17 protein-coding genes and 1 pseudogene are annotated in these 18,632 nt (G+C 65.0%); 4 read left to right on the top strand and 14 right to left on the bottom strand.

The genetic code is table 11. From position 1 onward, the window contains the following. Nucleotides 1–42: 42 nt before the first annotated feature. The gene (locus GGD65_RS23515) at nt 43–1,200 is read right to left on the bottom strand and encodes an acyl-CoA dehydrogenase family protein (RefSeq protein ID WP_183236748.1); all 1,158 of its coding nucleotides are present in this window, start codon (nt 1,198–1,200) and stop codon (nt 43–45) included. 184 nt (nt 1,201–1,384) lie between these two features. Here GGD65_RS23515 and GGD65_RS23510 point away from each other — a divergent pair, with 184 nt between their 5' ends. After that, nucleotides 1,385–2,131: a hypothetical protein gene (locus GGD65_RS23510; RefSeq protein ID WP_183236747.1), complete on the top strand. Its 747-nt coding sequence runs from the start codon at nt 1,385–1,387 to the stop codon at nt 2,129–2,131. On the opposite strand, the gene GGD65_RS40285 is transcribed toward GGD65_RS23510, so the two are convergent. Together GGD65_RS40285 and GGD65_RS23505 are read right to left on the bottom strand one after the other, a co-directional pair. Continuing rightward, nucleotides 2,103–2,453, bottom strand: coding sequence for a hypothetical protein (locus GGD65_RS40285; RefSeq protein ID WP_246783387.1), 351 nt, complete (start codon nt 2,451–2,453; stop codon nt 2,103–2,105). The genes GGD65_RS23510 and GGD65_RS40285 overlap by 29 nt on opposite strands. An 80-nt stretch (nt 2,454–2,533) precedes the next feature. Further along, a complete protein-coding gene (locus GGD65_RS23505; RefSeq protein ID WP_246783386.1) occupies nt 2,534–3,760 on the bottom strand; it encodes an amidase family protein in 1,227 nt (408 codons plus the stop codon). 134 nt (nt 3,761–3,894) lie between these two features. On the opposite strand from GGD65_RS23505, the gene GGD65_RS23500 reads away from it, so the two are divergent. Then, entirely contained in the window at nt 3,895–4,371 is a 477-nt protein-coding gene (locus GGD65_RS23500; RefSeq protein ID WP_183236746.1) for a GNAT family N-acetyltransferase, read from the top strand. A 128-nt stretch (nt 4,372–4,499) separates the two neighbouring features. On the opposite strand, the gene GGD65_RS23495 is transcribed toward GGD65_RS23500, so the two are convergent. Together GGD65_RS23495 and GGD65_RS23490 are read right to left on the bottom strand one after the other, a co-directional pair. Then, complete coding sequence (locus GGD65_RS23495) at nt 4,500–6,023, bottom strand: FAD-dependent monooxygenase (protein ID WP_183236745.1); 1,524 nt, start codon at nt 6,021–6,023, stop codon at nt 4,500–4,502. A gap of 215 nt (nt 6,024–6,238) precedes the next feature. Continuing rightward, on the bottom strand, nt 6,239–7,480 hold the full coding sequence (locus GGD65_RS23490; RefSeq protein WP_183236744.1) for an MFS transporter: 1,242 nt from the start codon (nt 7,478–7,480) through the stop codon (nt 6,239–6,241). A gap of 691 nt (nt 7,481–8,171) precedes the next feature. On the opposite strand from GGD65_RS23490, the pseudogene GGD65_RS23485 reads away from it, so the two are divergent. Then, a pseudogene (locus GGD65_RS23485) lies at nt 8,172–8,333 on the top strand (SRPBCC domain-containing protein); the annotation flags it as partial. Nucleotides 8,334–8,452: 119 nt separating this feature from the next. Here GGD65_RS23485 and GGD65_RS23480 read toward each other — a convergent pair. From GGD65_RS23480 to lepA, 4 genes are all read right to left on the bottom strand, one after another. Next, the gene (locus GGD65_RS23480) at nt 8,453–9,154 is read right to left on the bottom strand and encodes a YafY family protein (protein ID WP_183236743.1); all 702 of its coding nucleotides are present in this window, start codon (nt 9,152–9,154) and stop codon (nt 8,453–8,455) included. 99 nt (nt 9,155–9,253) lie between these two features. After that, a complete protein-coding gene (locus GGD65_RS23475; RefSeq protein ID WP_183236742.1) occupies nt 9,254–10,183 on the bottom strand; it encodes an NAD(P)-dependent alcohol dehydrogenase in 930 nt (309 codons plus the stop codon). Between the two features lie 13 nt (nt 10,184–10,196). After that, on the bottom strand, nt 10,197–10,577 hold the full coding sequence (locus GGD65_RS23470; RefSeq protein WP_179732014.1) for a nuclear transport factor 2 family protein: 381 nt from the start codon (nt 10,575–10,577) through the stop codon (nt 10,197–10,199). A gap of 301 nt (nt 10,578–10,878) precedes the next feature. Further along, entirely contained in the window at nt 10,879–12,690 is a 1,812-nt protein-coding gene (lepA, locus tag GGD65_RS23465) for a translation elongation factor 4 (RefSeq protein WP_026201664.1), read from the bottom strand. 114 nt (nt 12,691–12,804) lie between these two features. Between lepA and GGD65_RS23460 the strand changes: the two genes are divergently transcribed. Next, on the top strand, nt 12,805–14,430 hold the full coding sequence (locus tag GGD65_RS23460) for a glycosyltransferase family 39 protein (protein ID WP_183236741.1): 1,626 nt from the start codon (nt 12,805–12,807) through the stop codon (nt 14,428–14,430). Nucleotides 14,431–14,557: 127 nt separating this feature from the next. Here GGD65_RS23460 and GGD65_RS23455 read toward each other — a convergent pair whose 3' ends face one another. The 5 genes from GGD65_RS23455 to GGD65_RS23435 all read right to left on the bottom strand — a co-directional run bounded on the left by GGD65_RS23455 (nt 14,558) and on the right by GGD65_RS23435 (nt 18,587). Further along, nucleotides 14,558–14,875 carry an HPr family phosphocarrier protein gene (locus tag GGD65_RS23455; RefSeq protein WP_018316388.1) on the bottom strand — a complete coding sequence of 106 codons (318 nt, stop codon included), beginning with the start codon at nt 14,873–14,875 and terminating at the stop codon, nt 14,558–14,560. Continuing rightward, nucleotides 14,872–15,273, bottom strand: a complete 402-nt coding sequence (locus GGD65_RS23450) for a PTS sugar transporter subunit IIA (RefSeq protein ID WP_007597752.1) — start codon at nt 15,271–15,273, stop codon at nt 14,872–14,874. Before GGD65_RS23450 ends, GGD65_RS23455 begins: the two co-directional genes overlap by 4 nt. Before the next feature lie 133 nt (nt 15,274–15,406). Continuing rightward, nucleotides 15,407–15,976 (bottom strand): HPr kinase/phosphorylase, encoded by a 570-nt coding sequence (locus GGD65_RS23445; RefSeq protein WP_183236740.1) that lies wholly within the window; start codon nt 15,974–15,976, stop codon nt 15,407–15,409. Then, a complete protein-coding gene (locus GGD65_RS23440) occupies nt 15,973–17,769 on the bottom strand; it encodes a sensor histidine kinase (RefSeq protein WP_018316386.1) in 1,797 nt (598 codons plus the stop codon). The genes GGD65_RS23445 and GGD65_RS23440 overlap by 4 nt, the downstream gene beginning before the upstream one ends. 116 nt (nt 17,770–17,885) lie before the next feature. Further along, nucleotides 17,886–18,587 carry a response regulator transcription factor gene (locus GGD65_RS23435; protein ID WP_008542552.1) on the bottom strand — a complete coding sequence of 234 codons (702 nt, stop codon included), beginning with the start codon at nt 18,585–18,587 and terminating at the stop codon, nt 17,886–17,888. Nucleotides 18,588–18,632 lie beyond the last annotated feature (45 nt).

Here is an 18,632-nt window from a genome sequence, read left to right as displayed (position 1 = left end):
CGCCGTCGCTCGGCGCGCACCGAGCTTGAGCCGACAAGCGGATCACGGCTCGGGCGTTGACAGGATTGCCTTCCCCACATCCTCGTAATGGCTATCCCGCGCCTGGATCTGCTGCGCGATCGCGTGCATGTCGCGAAATCGGCGTTCGAACGGGTTGCTGCGAAACACCGCGGTCGCGCCGGCCATGTGATAGGCGGTGTCGACCACACGTGCCGATTGATGGATGGTCCAGGTCGCGGCCAGTCGCACCGCGCTGCGGTGCGCGGCGCTGAACTCGCCCGTCGCGGACAGCTCGCGCCACATCGCGGTCGCGGAGGCATAGAGATAGGCGCGCGCGGCGCGCAAATCGCCTTCGGTGCGGCCGATCAGCCCCTGCACCGCCGCGTTGCCGCGCATCGCGCCGGCCGCCAGTGACGGGCGCTTTTCGCGCGCAAGTGCAATCGCTGCATCCAGCGTCGCGCGTGCCACGCCGAGCGACACCGCGGCAAAGCCGAGGCTGAAGGCAGAGCCGGTGCCGATCCTGTAGAGCGGGCCGGTCTCGCGCAAGCCTGACGGCACGTCGCGGAACGCCGTGAAGCGCTCGGGGATGAAGAGGTCGCCCACCTCGTAGGAATCGGTGCCGGTGCCGGCGAGCCCGATCGCCTGCCAGACGTCGTGCAACGTCGCACTTGCGGCAGGAAACAGAATGGTGCGCACTTCCGGCGAGCCATCGGCATTCTTGCGGGGCGTCCCGTCGGCATCGACGATGCGCACATGCGCGCCCAGCCAGCTTGCCTGCCGCGAGCCCGAGGCAAAATCCCAGCGCGCCGTGACGCGATAGCCGCCCGCGACCGCGCGCGCCTCATGCGCGATCGCGCCCCAGGCGAGGATGCCGGGCGCGGTGTTGAAGATCTCCTGCGCGGTATCGCGATCGAGCGAAGCCGCGATCATCGCGCAGACGCTGCATTGGCCGAGACACCAGGCCGTAGACGCATCGGCCTTCGCGATTTCCTCCAGCATCTGCATGAAGGCTTCGATGGAGACTTCCGCACCGCCAAGGCTCCGTGGGAGGAGGGCGCGATAGAATCCGTTCTCGATCAGCGCCGCGACCACGGAAGGCGTCAGCCGCCGCGTCCGCTCGATTTCGTCCGCTTCGCGCGCGATCAGCGGCGCGATGGCGCGGGCACGTTCGACGAGTTCAGATCCGGGAAGCTCCGACATTCGCGTGTCCTCGCCCCTTCTGTCGTGAGCGGTGAGAACAGGATGGTGGTCTATTTGACGGGGAGGATCAAGGTGCGGCCATCTCCGCGCGCGCCGCAAGAAGGCCGGGGCCGTGAACCTCGGCAACGCGGCTCGCGACGAACAACCATCATCGCCACGAACGTGTCGCCGGATGAGGTTGCCCATGCCGATCGTCAGAATCCTCATCGTCCTGCTCGCGCTCGCTTCGCCGGCGTTGGCGCAGGACGGGGCCCGTGACGCGGCCGCCGCGGGCGAGGCCGCGCGGATGTTCCGGGTCTACGTCGAAGGCGTGGCGAAGAAAGGGGAGCGACCCGACCTGACCCGGCCGGAGACCACCGCGCTGCTCGGCCGCGTGTTCGACGTCGAGGCCCTGGAGGCGTTGCCGCCGGCGAAGGCGAGCGACATGAGCTGGCTGATGGAGTGGATGGACGCCGCCAACGCGACCTCCAAGCTGTTCGCGCTCTATGGCGCGAAGCCGGGGGCGCAGCCCGATCTTGCGGCGCTCCAGCGCAACATGACCGAGTATGGCGACCAGTACGCGGCGGCGATGAACTTTGCCATCCGCGGTATGGCGCGCGAGGCGGTTGCGGGCGAGCTGTTCATGGCGAGCCTCGCGCCGGAGCAGCGCACCCGTATCCGCCAGGATGGATTTACGGGCTTCCGCCGGAGCGCCGCCGAATTCATCCTGGGCACCGTCTGCGCGGCGATCCAGGGCGCCGGCACGCCCGCCAACGCCCGGCTGGTCGCCGCCGCCATCCGCGACACCCGCGAGGTCTGGGCGAGCTTCCTGCTGCCGCAGGATCGGGCCCGCGTGATCGAGCAGCTTGCCGACCTTCCGAGATGGGCACCGGACGAAACGGCGCGAACCGATCTCGCCGCCTTCACGGCCGCGCTGCGAGCGGTGAATTGAGCCCCGGCGCCGGCTTGCGTGCGTGCGTCGCCTGCTCGAAGGCATAGGCCAGCCGCAGCAGCTTGTGCTCGCTCCAGGCTCTCCCTGCGAAGGCGACGCCGAGCGGATAATCGGGTGTATCCTTGCTCTCCGTTGTCCCCGAGACGATGCCGCCCGGCACCATGACGCTGGGATAGCCTGCCTTGGCGGCAATCGCGGCGCCCGTGGCGCCGGCGAACAGCACCACGTCGAGCTTGTGCTGGTTCATGTAAGCATCCATGCCGCGCGTCTTGGCCGAGAGCAGGTCCATGGCACGTGCCGACTTGTACTCACGCTCACTCAAATCGCCCCTGGTCAAGTCAGCGGCCAGGAAATGGTCCTGACCGAAGCGCAACGCCTTCCCCGCGTTCGCTTCGTTGAAGGCTATGACGTCGCTGATGGCTTGATGTCCGTGCCGGTCGCCCAATCCCTCAAATAGAGGTTGAGATCGTGCTTCAGCTCGTAGAGGAAGACGACCGGCGGCCTCGCGATGGTGCCCTTGTGTGCGCTCAGTGGATTGCGGTTGAGCACGGCCATGGTCGTGCCCGGCCCGCCGATCCAGCCCAGCGTCGGCATGTTGGCGCGTACGATGACGGCGCCGAGATCCTCCAGCACCTTGATCGTCTCGGTCATCACCTTGATCCAGTCGGGCGGCAGCTTGCCGTAATAGCAATCGTTCAAGGGATCGGCGGGGTCGCTCGGCACGCCGATGCGCGCGCCCTTGATAGCGTCGGCGGCAAGGCCCGCGGTGAAGTCGACGGGCCGCCGCTGCTTTCGTGTCGCCGGATCGAGCGGGTCCCTGGCGGCCAGCACGTTCAGCAGCAGCGCCGCGTCGCGCACGGTGCGCGTCATTGGCCCCGCGGTGTCCTGGCTGTGCGCGAGCGGCAGGATGCCGGCGCGGCTGATCAGTCCGACGGTGGGCTTCACGGTGACGAGACCGTTTTGGCTGGCGGGGAACAGCAACGAGCCCGAGGTCTCGGTGCCGATCGACGCCGCACACAGGCCGGCCGCCACGGCGACCGCCGACCCCGAGCTCGATCCGCCTGGCTGCACGACCGGGATGCCGTGTTCGTCCGCCAGCGCCGGCGCGTAAGGGTTCTTCACCTGACCGCCTAGCGACGAATAGCCCGAGGGCATGTCGACCGCGAGCATGTTGGCGAACTCCGTCAGGTTCGCCTTGCCGAGGATCACCGCACCGGCGTCGCGCAGCAGCTTGACGAGGGTCGCGTCGTCCCTGGCGCGCGCGCCTTCCAGCGCCAGCGAGCCGGCCGTGGTCGGCTGCTTGTCACCGGTGGCGATGTTATCCTTCAACAATATCGGCACGCCGGCCAGCGGCCGCCCGACCGATGGCTTGATGTCGTCCAGCTCGGCCGCGATCGCGCGCGCATCGGGATTGAGCGCGCGGACGAAATTGAGCGCGGGGCCGTTGCGGTCATAGGCCTCGATGCGCGCGAGATAAAGTTCGGCCAGCGCGCTGGCGGTGAGCTGCCCGCCGGCCAAGGCGTCGACGATCTCGCTCAACGGCGCGTGCTCCGGCGCCAGCGCGGCCGGCCCCTCCGTGCCGGCGACAATCGGGGCGAGGCGAGCATCGCCGCGGATCGGCTGGTCCATCGTGTCCTCTCGGGCGGCTTGCGACTATTATGCTACCAATGGTAGCATTGAGTTTGGTTGCGCGACAAGCTGATTGCCGGTCGCGGCGCAGGCGTGAGCTTCCAATCCTTCCAGCGGCTTCAGTTGAGCGATCCATGGAGTGCACGATCCGGCCAGCGCGCGAAGACGATGCCGATGGCATCAGCGAGGTCATTTTGCATGCGCTGCGCGAGACGAACGCAAAGGACTACACGGACGAGATTATCGAACGGGTCGGGCGCAGCTTCAGTCCGGATGCCGTCAGGCAGCTGATAGGCAAGCGTACAGTCTTCGTCGCCGCCATTGGCGGCCGCATCATTGGAACGGCAAGCCTTGATGGAAGAGTCGTCCGCACCGTCTTCGTGGAACCTGATGTTCAGACCCGAGGCGTCGGCAAGCGGCTGATGGCGGAGGTCGAGCGCGCAGCGCGTGAGCGAAACGTCTCCGCCTTGACCGTCCCTTCGTCCGTCACCGCCGAGGGGTTCTATGCGCGGCTCGGGTTCAGAGCCGTGCGCGACAGCTATTATGGTGATGAACGCACGATCGTCATGGAGCGGGAGCTCGATGGCGCTCGGTCTCACGGAGCCGGATAGTGAGCGTTCCCACGATCGGGCAACAGATGCCGCATTCACGTAACGAAGCGACGGGTTTCGCGAGAGTTGAGCGCCATGTCCGATGGCGAGGCGCGGAGGATTGGACGCGCCTTTTTCATGTTCCCGCCTCAATCGGGTTCACCGAACCAGCGCACTGCAGCCTCTGATGCTTCCTCGAGGTCCGGTGTCCCCTCGCTGACCCAGCCCACGACGCCGTCGGGGCGCACGAGCAAGGCGGTCAGGCCCAATCGATCCCGGGCGTCGCTTGCGACGTAGTCGATCCGCCTCTGCCAGCGGCGCGCAAGCGCTTGGAGTGATGGCCGGGCGTCGAAGTCCAGCAGCAGCCCTCGTCCCGTTCTGAGCAACTCGCCTGGTCGCGTTCCATCGACGAATTCGAAGTCGGGCACGCTGCGCCCCACCAATGAATGAAGATCTCCGAGGTCATAGCGGAGAGAAACGCCCCAGACCCGCTCGGCGAAATAGGTCGCGCCGTCGCGCGTGTCGATGAGATCGCGGATAATAGCTTCGAGCGCGCGCGAGCTTCGGCTGGGACGCATGAGCCCGACCTGGGCGCGCGACCAGTCGAGGATTTTTGCGCCCACCGGCCGCCGCTCGGCCGAATAGGTGTCGAGCAGGCCGGCCGGCGCGTCGCTGCGAATGGTCGCGGCGAGCTTCCAGCCAAGGTTCATGGCATCGCCCAGGCCGAGGTTTAGGCCCTGGCCCCCCAGCGGCGAATGGATGTGTGCGGCATCGCCCGCCAGCAGCACGCGGCCCACGCGATAGTCGGTGGCCTGACAGGCGCGGTCGGTCCAGGTGGTGGCGAGCCGCAGGCGCGTCACTGTCACATCGAGGCCCGAGATCTTACGCAGCACCGTTTCGATATGGTCGCGCTGCGGTTCGCTGCGATGAGCCATGCCGCCGTCGAAATCGACCATCGCGATCGTGCCGGGTGTCGTATAGGTGTACATGCCCGACGCCGTGTAATGGCGCCCCGTCCTGAGCGCGGCCGGATCGGCCAGCTCGACTTGCACGGAATAGCCGGTGAACTCGGCATCGGTGCCGGTGAAACCGATGCCGGCCGCCTTTCGCACGAGGCTGCGCCCGCCGTCGCAGCCAATGAGCCAGCGGCCTCGCACCGTTCCGCCGCCCGCTGCAACGGTGACGCCATCGGTTGATTGAGCGAGAGACTCGACGCCGCAGCCCCGTCGGATCTCGATACCAAGCGTTGCGGCACGGATCGCGAGGACCGCCTCGATGCTTGCCATCTCGGCCGCGATGCTGCCGATCTGGCCCGGCAAGCGATAGGGCCATTGCGTGCCGTCGATCTGATCGTGGAAAAACTGGATGCCGGCGAAATGACCGCCCGGGCGGCGCTGCTGCTGCATCCAGTGCGCGGTCACCGGCACGTCGCGGCTGGCCGCGCGGAGCTTGAGATCATTCAGCAGGTCACGGCGGTCGAAGCTTTCGATGGTGGGCACCGAAAGACCACGAAGCCCGAACGGCAGGCGCTTGAGCGGCGAATGCGGATCTTGCGCTTTCTCCAGCACCAGCACCGAACAGCCCGCAAGCCGCAGCTCGCACGCCAGGAACAGACCGACCGGACCGGCGCCGGCAATGATGACGTCATAAGGGACAGTGTCGGGATTTTGCATAGACCACTCCGTTGTCGATGTTCGACCGGAGCGTTTCCCGAACCTGAGGACCTCACGGACGAACCATGGATCGCCTGGTCGGCGACCGTTGTTCGTCGTGGGGATCCCGGGCGCGAGGCCAAAGACCAGAGCTTTCGTTACCGAAAGGACTTGGGCTTACCAGACCAAGTCTGCCTTTTCCGACATGACCATTTAGCGTTTGGAGCGCGGCTTCGTCAACGGCTGGTGAGCGCGGATGATCCCGGCTCGTAGCATGGGTCGAGCAATGGTCTGCGTTTCGTCGGGAAGCTCAGCGCTACCGCGACGGCGGCGAGGCCGATCGCGAAGGAGCCGACGTGCAGCCATGTGTAGCGCTGGAAATTGTCGAACACGAGCCCGCCAGCCCACGGCCCGAGCGCCATGCCGAGGCTGGCGAAGGCCGACACCGCGCCGAACACGGTGCCCATGATGCGCGCGCCGAAGAATTCGCGGACCAGCACCGCATAGAGCGGCATCACCCCGCCATAGGCGAGGCCGAACACCACCGAGAGCGCGTAGAATTCGCCGAGCTGAGCGACCGCAAGATAGGTCGCGATGCACATCGCCTGCACGAGCAGGCCGCCGACCAGCACGGGCTTCGCGCCGATGCGGTCGGCGAGGGCGCCCAGCAGCAGGCGGCCGCCGAGGCCCGAGACGCCGGCGACGCTGTAGACCGTCACCGCCGTGAGCGGAGCGATGCCGCAGACCATCGCATAGGACACCATGTGGAAGATCGGGCCGGAATGCGCTGCGCAGCAGGCGAAATGTGCCGCGGCGAGCGCGATGAATTGCGGCGTGCGCAGCGCCTGCGCCGCGGTCAGCTCGACCTCCGGCGCCGAGTCGGTACCCGCGGCGCCCGCCGCCACCGGCGCCGGGCGCACCAGGAAGCAGGCGGGGATCAGCAGCGCCCACGCAGCGATGCCGATCACCAGCATCGCGGTGCGCCAGTCATAGGTCGTGATCAGCCAGCTCGCGGTCGGCGCGATCGTCACCGGCGACACGCCCATGCCGGCGGAGACCAGCGCCACCGCAAGGCTGCGGTTGGTCTCGATCCACGCGCTCGCGAGCGCCATCATCGGTGCGTAGAAGCTGCCGGCCGCAATGCCGATTAGCACACCGAAGCAAAGCTGGAATTGCCACAGGCTTGTCGCCTGGCTTGCGGTCACGAGACCAAGCCCCAGCAGAACACTTCCCGCGAGCACCACGATGCGGGTGCCGAACCGGTCCGACAGCGTACCCCACAGGAACGCGGCAAATCCCATGCAGAGGAAATCCAGCGTCGCCGCTGCCGAGACGCCGGCGCGCGACCAGCCCATCGCTTCCGATATCGGCTGCAAAAACACCGCCAGCGACAGCATCGTGCCGAACCCGACACACGTCATCAGCGCACCCGCGGCGACAACGACCCAGCCATAGTCGAAGCGTGACGGCTTGCTCATGCGTTTCCTCGGCGCTGTTGGTTTTGTTGATGGTGCGCGGGTGGGATGGTGGCCCAGAAGGCGGCGGAGGGCAAGGCTAGTCAGCGATCTAGCTTTGAAACTTGGATCTCCTGATCGCACAGAGTGCTATACTTTGATTGCATTTGAGAATGTTGGACGAGGCTGCCGATATGAATCTCAAAGACAAGAGCGATAGTGAAATTGAGTCTTGGATAGGCAATCACGAAAAACGCAACGCGACGAACAGCGATCTTTTACAAAGAGCTGCTCGAAGAGAGAGCAAGGCGGAATTCCAAGGGTCTCAAGATCGAGAAGTCACTTGCTCTCTTGATGGAATCCGCTCGGCATAGCAAGTTCACGACCTGCGGCGATTTGGCCAAGGCCAGCGGAGTCTCTTGGAGCGTCGCGCGTCACGCGATGAACGGAGCAGGCGGGCACCTCGATAGTCTACTGGATGTCTGTCATGCCAGGCCGCTGCTAACGGCCCTCTGCGTAAATCAGCAAAGTGTCCATTCGGGTGAGCTCTCGGACGATTCCCTGCGAGGATTTATTAAAGGGGCTCAGCCTCTCGGCTATGTGGTTACGGACGAACAAGCCTTCCTTCGTCAATGCCAGCAGGTGTCTCGTCCGTCCTTGGATGGAGACGTGCCGGAAGGACCGTGGATCACACTGGACGTGATGCCGCCGCCTCGATCGCAAGGCCGAGGTGGAGTTCGTGCCTGGCCCGAACGGCGTGGTTGTCCGCGTCGGATTCGATGGCGAAACGACGCACTCCGAGGAGCAGCAGAGGGGTGGTTGGCAGGCGATCCTCGACAGCTTCGCGCGCTACGTCGAGGCGAAGCAGAAGGCGTGATTGACCAGAAGGCAAGCGTGCAGCGCGGGCGAGAACGGCGAGAAGCCGCTTCGCCCGCTTTGTCGACGGGCTTCGCAAGGGCTCGACCCATCCGCAATTTGAAAGGTGCGCGCTAATCGTCAGTCCGCAGGCTTGCCGCGATCCGCATCGACTTGGGCCCGCCATTGCTTGACGAGGTCGCGTCGGCGGCCGGGATAGCGTTCCATCCTGAGCTTGATTCTCTCGATCCGATCCGTTCGGAACGAGCGAAAATCCTTCCTCATTTCGCACCAGCCGGCAAGGATGCGCCGGGAATCGAAGAATGCGACGCCAATCGGCCAGATGGTCCGGGTGGTTTTCGTGCCTTTGGGATCGCGATACACGATGGAAAGCTTGTGTTGGTCGCGCATGGCCTGGCGCACGATGCGAAGATCGACGGCTTCAGCAGGCGGCCTCGGTCTTCGCCCCACGTGAAAGGCATTGTCGTAGATCTTGTGTTGCAATTCCGACGGGAGCACGGCCCCGATTTTTGCGAGTGCGTCACGTGCGGCCAGTGCGAATTCTTCGTCAGTCTGGCGGGATACCCATTGGGCACCGAGCGCCAGAGCCTGGATTTCCTGCTCGGAGAACATCAGGGGAGGAAGGAGAAAGCCGGGCTGCAGGACATAACCGAAGCCGGGCTCGCCCTCGATTTGTGCGCCGAACGCCTGCAAGTCGGCGATGTCGCGATAAATCGTGCGCAACGACACGCCCGCCTCGGCAGCAAGATTCTTGGCCGACACCGGATGGCGGTGCCGCTGCAGGATTTGCATGAGGTCGAATAGCCGCTGGCTCTTGGACATGCCGCAAGTCTAACACAGATCATGCCAGAAATTGGCGGCAGGGTTGCGGGCGGCACGGCCTCGAGCAGTCGTGCCGCTTCGATGGTCCAGGCAGCATTCTCACATCGCGACCAGGGCTTTACCGGCGAGCCTGCGCCCCGTTTCGAGCGCCGCGATAAGTGGGATCGCATCGTTCAGGCGCACGGTCTCGGCGATCGGCAGACGAAGCTTCCCATTTCCCGCGGCGGCGGCGAGGCCGTCGAGGATATCGGCCCGCGCGATACAGACAATCGGCTTAAGTCTCCGGTTGAAGACCGCGCGAACGAACTTGGCTGGTGTTGGATTGATGTCGAGATACGCGCCGCCTTGACGCAGCAGAGCAAGTCCGGCCGCAACCGCCATCGTTCCCGCCGTGTCGTAGACAACGTCGAAGCGTTCACGGATCTTCGACAGATCGGTTGCTCGATAATCGAAGAGAGGCTGGACGCCGAGGTCGCGGGCTCGTCGCATCGCCTGTGCACCGCATGTTCCCGCAACGGTCGCCCCGAGCATCCTTGCGAGCTGCACCGAGACCTCACCGACGGCGCCGGTGCAGCCGTTGACGAATACTTGCTTGCCGGATTTCAGGGCGGCCTTGTCCAGGAGTCCGTTCCATGCGGTAACTCCCGGCGTGGCCAGGCAGGCCGCGTCTTCGAACGAGACCGAATCCGGCTTCCGGGCGACGAAGGTCTGGGGTGCGGTCACGGCCTCGCCGAGCGCGCCGCCATTCCTTATCTGCGCCATGCCGAACACGGGATCGCCAATCTTGAAGCGTGTGACACCGGGGCCGACCGCGGTCACGATGCCGGAAAAATCGCTGCCCATCGCGCGCGGAAATGTCTTCCCGGTCAGCATCTTCAGAGAGCCATTGCGCACCTTCCAATCGATGGGATTGATTGCGGCGAACTTGACCTTGACCGCGACCTCGCCCGTCCCCGGGGCCCTCAGCTCGAAGGCTTCAAGCTTCATCGTTTCGGGGCCGCCGTAACTGTCATATTGAATCCGCTTCATGGTCGATCGTGCCTCAATGCGGTTGGGCCGCAGCCATATGGGCAGAGAAGGGAGACGCGTCGTAGATCACTTCGGTCGACGCGATCTTGCCGTTCCTCACCGTGAGGAGCTCCGCGACGACGGCGTTGGCAACGGGATGGGTGTCCGCGTTGTAAACGACGACAGCCTGCTCATCGTCGCCGTAGGTGGCGAGGATCGTCACCTTCTTGACCATGCGGGCGAACCCGTCGTGGAACGCGCGAAACTTCTGGGTTCCCGTAATTCGCCCGATTGGCGAAGTGCATACGACGTCATCCGCGGTGACAGAGATGATCGTATCGACATTCCTGTGGGCGATAGCCTCGACATAGGTCTTGGCGATTTGCTGTGCCTTGCCGGCGCTCTGGGTCGTCATGGGGTTCCTTTCAGTGATTGGTACACTGAAAGGAAACCTAGTGCAGGGCAGTGACAGATTCTGGCAGTAGAAAATCGGCGCGGCCGTCAGTTGTTCGTCAGGTTGCTTCGACGGGATTGGGCCGGCCGATCACGCGCCGCGATGATGGCACGATGCCCCTGTTTTGCCCGACGAGGCAAACGGGTTTCGAAAAATCGAAAAAATGCAATGCCGCCAAGGGGGCGGCTACTGTGCATGGGGTTGTTTTCGCAATTTTTGCTGGCTGGCCCCGAAGACGGGCCGGCCCACCCCGAGCGTTCGCTCAGCTATCCACCTTCAGCGCGGCAATGAAAGCTTCCTGCGGGATGTCGACCTTGCCGAACTGCCGCATCTTCTTCTTGCCTTCCTTCTGCTTCTCCAGAAGCTTGCGCTTACGCGTGATGTCGCCGCCGTAGCATTTTGCGGTGACGTCCTTGCGCAGCGCGCGCACCGTCTCGCGGGCGATCACCTTGCCGCCGATCGCCGCCTGGATCGGGATCTGGAACATGTGCGGCGGGATCAGCTCCTTCATCTTCTCGACCATGGCACGGCCGCGCCCCTCCGCGCGGGTGCGGTGGACCAGCATCGAGAGCGCGTCGACCGGCTCGTTGTTGACGAGGATCTGCATCTTGACGAGGTCGGCCGGCTTGTAGTCGGTGAGATGATAGTCGAACGAGGCGTAGCCCTTGGAGACCGATTTGAGCCGGTCGTAGAAGTCGAACACGACTTCGTTGAGCGGCAAATCGTATTTCACCATGGCGCGGGAGCCGACATAGGTCAGCTCCTTCTGCGAGCCGCGGCGGTCCTGGCACAGCTTCAGCACGCTGCCGAGATATTCGTCGGGCGTCATGATCGTGGCCTCGATCCAGGGCTCCTGGATCTCGGCGATCTTGACCACGTCAGGCATGTCGACGGGATTGTGGATCTCGATCTCGGTGCCGTCGGTCAGCTTCATCTTGTAGATGACGCTCGGCGCGGTCGCGATCAGATTGAGATCGAACTCGCGCGATAGCCGCTCCTGGATGATCTCGAGGTGCAGCAGGCCGAGGAAGCCGCAGCGGAAGCCGAAGCCGAGTGCGGCCGAGGTTTCCATCTCGAACGAGAAGCTCGCGTCGTTGAGACGCAGCTTGCCCATGGCGCCGCGCAGCGTTTCGAAATCGTCGGCGTCGACCGGGAACAGGCCGCAGAACACCACTGGGATGGCCGGCTTGAAGCCCGGCAGCATCTCCGTCACCGGCTTCCTGTCGTCGGTGATGGTGTCGCCGACGCGGGTGTCGGCGACTTCCTTGATCGCGGCGGTGATGAAGCCGATCTCGCCGGGGCCGAGCTCGTCGACCTGCTGCATCTTCGGCGTGAAGAAGCCGACGCGTTCGACGTCATAGGCCGCGCCCGTGCCCATCATGCGCACGCGGCTGCCCTTCTTCATGACACCGTCGACGACGCGGATGAGAACGACGACGCCGAGATAGACGTCGTACCAGCTGTCGACCAGCAGCGCCTTCAGAGTCGCATTGCGGTCGCCCTTCGGAGGCGGCAGGCGGGTGACGATGGCTTCCAGTACGTCCGGCACGCCAAGGCCGGTCTTGGCCGAGATCATCACCGCGTCGGAGGCATCGATGCCGATGACGTCCTCGATCTGCTGCTTGATCTTCTCGGGCTCGGCCGCGGGAAGATCGACCTTGTTCAGGACCGGGACGATCTCGTGATTGTTGTCGAGCGCCTGGTAGACGTTGGCAAGCGTCTGCGCCTCGACGCCCTGGCTGGCGTCGACCACCAGCAGGGAACCTTCGCAGGCCGCCAGCGACCGCGAGACTTCGTAGGCGAAGTCGACATGGCCGGGCGTGTCCATCAGGTTGAAGATGTAGTCCTTGCCGTCCTTGGCGCGATACTGCAGGCGCACGGTTTGCGCCTTGATGGTGATGCCGCGCTCGCGCTCGATGTCCATGGAATCGAGCACCTGCTCCTTGCCCGCCATCTCGCGGTCGGAGAGGCCGCCGGTCATCTGGATCAGGCGGTCGGCCAGCGTCGATTTGCCATGGTCGATATGGGCGACGATGGAGAAATTGCGGATGTTGGAAATGGGGACGGTCGTCATGGGCGCGGGATACCACTCACATCCCCGTGCGGCAACCATATTGCTGTAATTTCAGGGCCTTTCTTCACGCCAAGCTGATTCCACGATGGGCCAAAACGCGCTAGGCAAGCGCCCATGTCGACCACGTCTCTTCCCACCCCTGGAGTGCGCACGAAGGCCCGCCCGAGCTTTGCCCGCTTCCGGGCCTGGCTGGTTGCCTGCGCGGTCCGCCCCGAGGCGAGATTGTGGCTGGTGATCCAGCTCGCCATCCTGCATGCGGTGCTCTGGACCTTCATCCTGATCAATCTGAAGGCAGCGCAGGACGTTCACATGGACGTCGCAGAAGCCTATGGCTGGGGCCAGAAATTCCTGTGGGGCTATGGCAAGCACCCGCCGCTGTCGGGCTGGGTCGCCGGGCTCTGGTTCAAGCTGTTCCCGGCGGCGGACTGGGCGACCTATGCACTGGCGATGGCGACGGTCAGCGCCGGCATGGTGATCTGCTGGCTGGTTGCCTTGCGCGTGGTGGATGCGCGGCGCGCGTTCCTGGTCGTGGTGATGGTCGCGCTCTACCCGATCTTCAATTTCAAGGGTTTCAAATACAACCCGGATCTGCTTCAGCTCATCACCCTGCCGCTGCTGGTGCTCGCCTATCTCAATGCATTCGAGAAGCGGAGCTGGCAGTCCGGCGTCCTGCTCGGCCTTGCCGGCGCGCTGGCGCTGATGACCAAATATTGGGTGCTGACCATGATCGGCGCCATCGGGCTTGCCGCGCTGATCCATCCGGAGCGGATGAGATTTTTGGGTTCGCCGGCGCCGTGGGTCGCGATCGCGACGATGGTCGTGGCGATGATCCCGCACGTGGTCTGGCTGGCCGAGGCGCATTTCGTGCCGCTGACCTATGCCGGCGACACCTACAGCCTCGCGGACAGCGGCCAGGTGCATCAGCTCGTCACCGGCTACATGCTGCATAATCTCGGACTGCTGGCATTGCCGGTGGCGCTGGCCGGGCTCGCGATGGCGCTGGTGCCGCCGTGGATGACGTTGCTCGTGCGAGCACCTCTGCGCATCGTCACGCGCGCCTGGGCGCGCGGCGCCAATCCGGGCGTCAATGTCTCGAAGGCGCTGAACGTGTGGATGATCCAGATCATCGTCGCATTCGGCCCGCCGCTCGGCGCGCTGGTCTTCGGCGTCTACCTGAAGACCGATTGGGGGATCTCGCTGTTCTTCCTGGTGCCGCTCGCGCTGGTCGCGATTCCGGCGCTGCGGGTGCAGGGCGCGAGCCTGTTCAACATCGCCGCGATCTGGCTCGTGCTCAGCGTTGCCACGCTCGCCGCCTCGCCCTGGATCGCCGCGCGCGAGATGACGGCCAATGCCGGCAACACGGCGACCTATGGCGCGCGCTCGGAGCTCGCACGCGAGCTGACCCAGGCCTGGCACGCGCGCTTCGCCTCGCGCTGGGCGGTCGTTGCGGGGACGATGGAAACGATCCAGCCGATGGTGTTCTACAGCCCCGATCACCCCAGCCCGTTCACGCCGAACGAGGCGTGGGCGTCGGGGCTGACCTCGCTCGACGAAGTCAAGAGATACGGCTTCATCGGCGTGGTCGATGCGACCGACGAACGCTTGCCCAAGTTCGAGAAGTGGGTTTCGGAGGTGGCGCCGAACGCCGAGCGCGTGATGATGACCACGCGCCGCTTCACCCACGGCAAGGCCGGCCCGGCGATGAGCTGGAACGTCTACATCGCGCCGCCGGCGAAGTGATTGCGGCGTTCTCGGTGTCGTAGTGTGGGCAAAGGCGCGAAGCGCCGTGCCCACCATCTCGCGCCAATCGCAGAAAAGTCGTGGGCACGCTTCGCTTTGCCCGCCCTACGGCAACCGAGCGCGTGGTTCAGATCCCTTCCTCGTTGAACTTGCTTTCAACGAGCTCGGTGATCGCCGCGAGCGCAGCTTCCGCGTCCGTGCCGGCGGCGGCCACGGTGATCGTCGTGCCCGGTCCTGCGGCAAGCATCATCAGGCCCATGATCGAGGTGCCGCCAACGGTCTCGCCGCCGCGCGTCACCCAGACCTGCGCATCGAAGCGCTCGACGGCCTGGACGAATTTCGCGGAGGCTCGCGCATGCAGGCCGCGCTTGTTGATGATCAGGAGGTCCTTGGAGATCGCGCCCGCGGGCACGCCTGTCCCCGCTTGTGGCGCCTCGTCGCTCATTTGCCGGCGAGCACGCGGCTGGCGATGGTGACGTATTTGCGGCCTGCTTCCTGGGCCATCGCGATCGCGTCGGGCAGCGGACGCTCCTCGCGCACCTTGGCGAGCTTGACCAGCATGGGCAGGTTGATGCCCGCGAGCACTTCGACCTTGGGCCGGCTCATGCAGGATATTGCAAGGTTCGACGGCGTGCCGCCGAACATGTCGGTGAGGATCGCAACGCCGTCGCCGGAATCGACGCGGTTAACCGCCTCGATGATGTCACTTCGGCAGAGATCGGAATCATCTTCGGCGCCGATCGTGATCGCTTCGATTTGCTTTTGTGGGCCCATGACATGTTCAAGCGCTGCCTTGAATTCGTCGGCAAGGCGCCCGTGGGTCACAAGTACTAGACCAATCATCGGAAAACTCCTCGCGGGCGCTTTTGGTGCACCGCACGAACGCGCCACTTTGACCATCCAGAGCCCCTGCGCAAGAGGGGATGTTGCGTATCTCCCTGAATCTAGACGGATGGATGAGGGGAGCTGCGCCGGTCTATTCGGTCGCGATAGTGGGGTTCATATGGTTACCATTTCCCTTCAAACAATCGCCTGAGGGGTTAACGGAAGATGAACTCTTGGTAGTGGTCAAGGCCGCGACAACCAGTGGGAGGGGTGAATATCCGCGGCCAACCGGGATTCGCGGTATTTCGACACCGGAAATGAGGGTTTTCAGCGAATCCGTCGCAGGCAGGCGCTCGGCGTCCGCGGCATCCAGATCGACCACGAGACCCACGGTCGCATGCTCCACGAAGTCGAAGCGGCGGATCCCGAGGCCCCGAATCTCGATCAGGCCAGCCAATACCGGCGCGGGGCGGACTTCAATTTCATCGCCGACTGTCGCCAGATGGACACGGTCATCCCCGACCAGAACGGCCCTTTCGACCACGCCCGAGCGTCCGGCCATGATCAAATCAAAGGCAAGGCGCGACTTGCCGGAGCCCGAGGGACCGCGGATCAGCACCGCCCGTTGTCCGATCTTGACTGCGGAGGCGTGAACGCTCGGCCCGACTTCGTTTAAGCTGCCTTCGTTCAAGCTGCCTTCTTTCAAGCTGCCTTGGCTCATAGCGCCGGCAGCCTCACCACGAAGCGCGCGCCGGTGATCGTCGGCACGCCCTCGTCATCCGGCGGGCCCGCACGGTTCTCGGCCCAGATGCGCCCGCCATGGGCGTCGATGATCTGCTTGGAGATCGACAGGCCGAGGCCGGAGTTCTGGCCAAAACCCTGATGCGGACGGTCGGTGTAGAAGCGCTCGAAGATGCGTTCCAGCGCGTCGTCGCGAATGCCGGGGCCGTCATCGTCGACCACGATCTCGATCTCCCCGCGCGCGCGGCGGCAGGTGAGGCGCACCTTGCTGCCGGGTTCGGAGAACGACTGCGCGTTGGAGAGCAGGTTGGAGACCACTTGCCCGAGCCGTGAATCGTGGCCGCTCACGGCGAAGGTGTCGGTCGGGCTGCGGCCCTCGAAGCGCGTCTCGACCGCGACGTCGTGGCCGAGCTTGGTTTCGTTGGCGACGGACACCAGCGTCGTCAGCAGGCGGCGCAAATCGACCGGGATCGCATCCTGGCGCTGCAATTCGGCATCGAGGCGGCTGGCGTCGGAGATGTCGGAGATCAGGCGGTCGAGCCGCTTGACGTCGTGCTCGATTACCTCGAGCAGGCGCGCGCGGCTGTTCTCGTTGCGCGCCAGCGGCAGCGTTTCGACCGCCGAGCGCAGCGAGGTCAGCGGGTTCTTCAATTCGTGGGCGACGTCGGCGGCGAACATCTCGATCGCCTCGATGCGGCTGTAGAGCGCGCTCGTCATGTCGCGCAGGGCGCCGGAGAGATGGCCGATCTCGTCGCGGCGGCGGGTGAAATCGGGGATCTCGATGCGGGCCTTGATGCGGCGGCGGACGCGCTCGGCGCTGTCGGCAAGCCGGCGCACGGGCCCGGCGATCGTGCTCGCAAGCAGCAGCGACAGCATGATCATGACGGCGGCCGCGACGCCGCCGACTTTCAGGATGGCGAGCCGTTCGGCGGTGACCATCTGGTCGATGTCGTCGCCTTGCGTCGACAGCATCAGCGCGCCATGGATCGCGCGCGAGCGCAGCACGGGGACCGCGACCGAGACGATCACCTCGCCGCGGGCATTGACCCGCACCATCGAGCGCTTCTGGCCCTGGAGCGCATCGCCCACCTCGGCATAGCCGTTGCCGTTCTCGGGGCCGAGCTCGCGATAAAGCGGCAGGTCGCCGCGGTTGAGCCAGGTGCGCACCGCGACCATGCCGCGCTCGACGAAGCCGGGCTTCTCGGCCGGCGGCGGCAGGTCGAGGCGCAGCACGTTTTCGAGGTTGCGGCTGTCGAGCAGCAGGCTGCCGTTCGGATCGTAGATGCGGGCGCGCGTCTTGGTCGGCGAGATCAGCGTGCGCAGCACCGGCGCCACGCGCTCCGGGTTGATCGGGAAGTCCAGCGGCGAATACTCGTCCGAACCGCCATAGGTCTCGCCCGGCTTGAGGTCGAGCAGCCGGTCGGGATCGATGGTGATGGCGTTGGTCTGAACCGTGGCGGAGGCCGCGATCGCGCCGGCGATGATCTCGGCCTGCACCAGCAGGCTCTGCGCCCGCGCGTCGATCAGTCCGGCGCGGAATTGCGACAGATACAGGATGCTCGCCACCAGCGCGACGAGGCCGGCGAGGTTGAGCGAGACGATGCGGCGGGTCAGGCTGGAGAAGGACAGCGCGAAGAAGAATTGCCCGGCGCGCTTGAGCCAGTTCAGCGGTCGGAAGCCCTGCGGCTTGTCTTCGACAAACTGCTCCTGAACGCCGTCGGATGCGACGTCGCCGGCGCTCTGGTTGGGATCAGGCTGCGTTCGGTCCAGCAATGCTTACGCCCGTGTTAGGACGGCGTTGAGAAGGTCCCCACACCTTAGAGCGATCCCGGTCCCGATGGAATCAGAACCGGCGATGCTCGTCGTCGTTCGTGAAGGCGCCTCGCGCCTCAGGCTTCCTTGAAGCGGTAGCCGACGCCGTAGAGCGTCTCGATCATCTCGAACTCGTTGTCGACCACCTTGAACTTCTTGCGCAGCCGCTTGATGTGGCTGTCGATGGTGCGGTCGTCGACATAGACCTGGTCGTCATAGGCGGCGTCCATCAGCGCGTTGCGGCTCTTCACCACGCCGGGCCGGGTCGCGAGCGCCTGCAGGATCAGGAATTCGGTGACGGTCAGCGTCACCGGCTCGTTCTTCCAGGTGCAGGTATGCCGTTCCGGATCCATGCGCAAAAGGCCGCGGTCGAGCGCCTTGGCGTCGTTCTCCTTCGGCGCGACGGTCGGGTCCTTCGGCGCCGAGCGGCGCAGCACCGCCTTGACGCGCTCGACCAGCAGGCGCTGCGAGAACGGTTTGCGGATGAAATCGTCGGCGCCCATCTTGAGGCCGAACAGCTCGTCGATCTCCTCGTCCTTGGAGGTCAGGAAGATCACCGGCAGGTCGGACTTCTGCCTGAGCCGGCGCAGCGTCTCCATGCCGTCCATGCGCGGCATCTTGATGTCGAGGATCGCAAGATCGGGCTGGGTGGTGCGGAAACCGTCAAGCGCGGAAGCGCCGTCGGTGTAGGTCATGATGCGGTAGCCTTCGGCTTCCAGCGCGATCGAGACGGATGTGAGAATGTTGCGGTCGTCGTCGACCAAAGCGATTGTGGGCATGAGCCTCTGCTTTCTGCTTTCCGTTTGGGTCGTGGCTTGAAACGG

It is taken from the genome of Bradyrhizobium sp. CIR18 (genome assembly GCF_014198295.1).
Taxonomy (GTDB): Bacteria; Pseudomonadota; Alphaproteobacteria; order Rhizobiales; family Xanthobacteraceae; genus Bradyrhizobium.
This window is presented reverse-complemented; position numbering and strand designations above follow the sequence as displayed.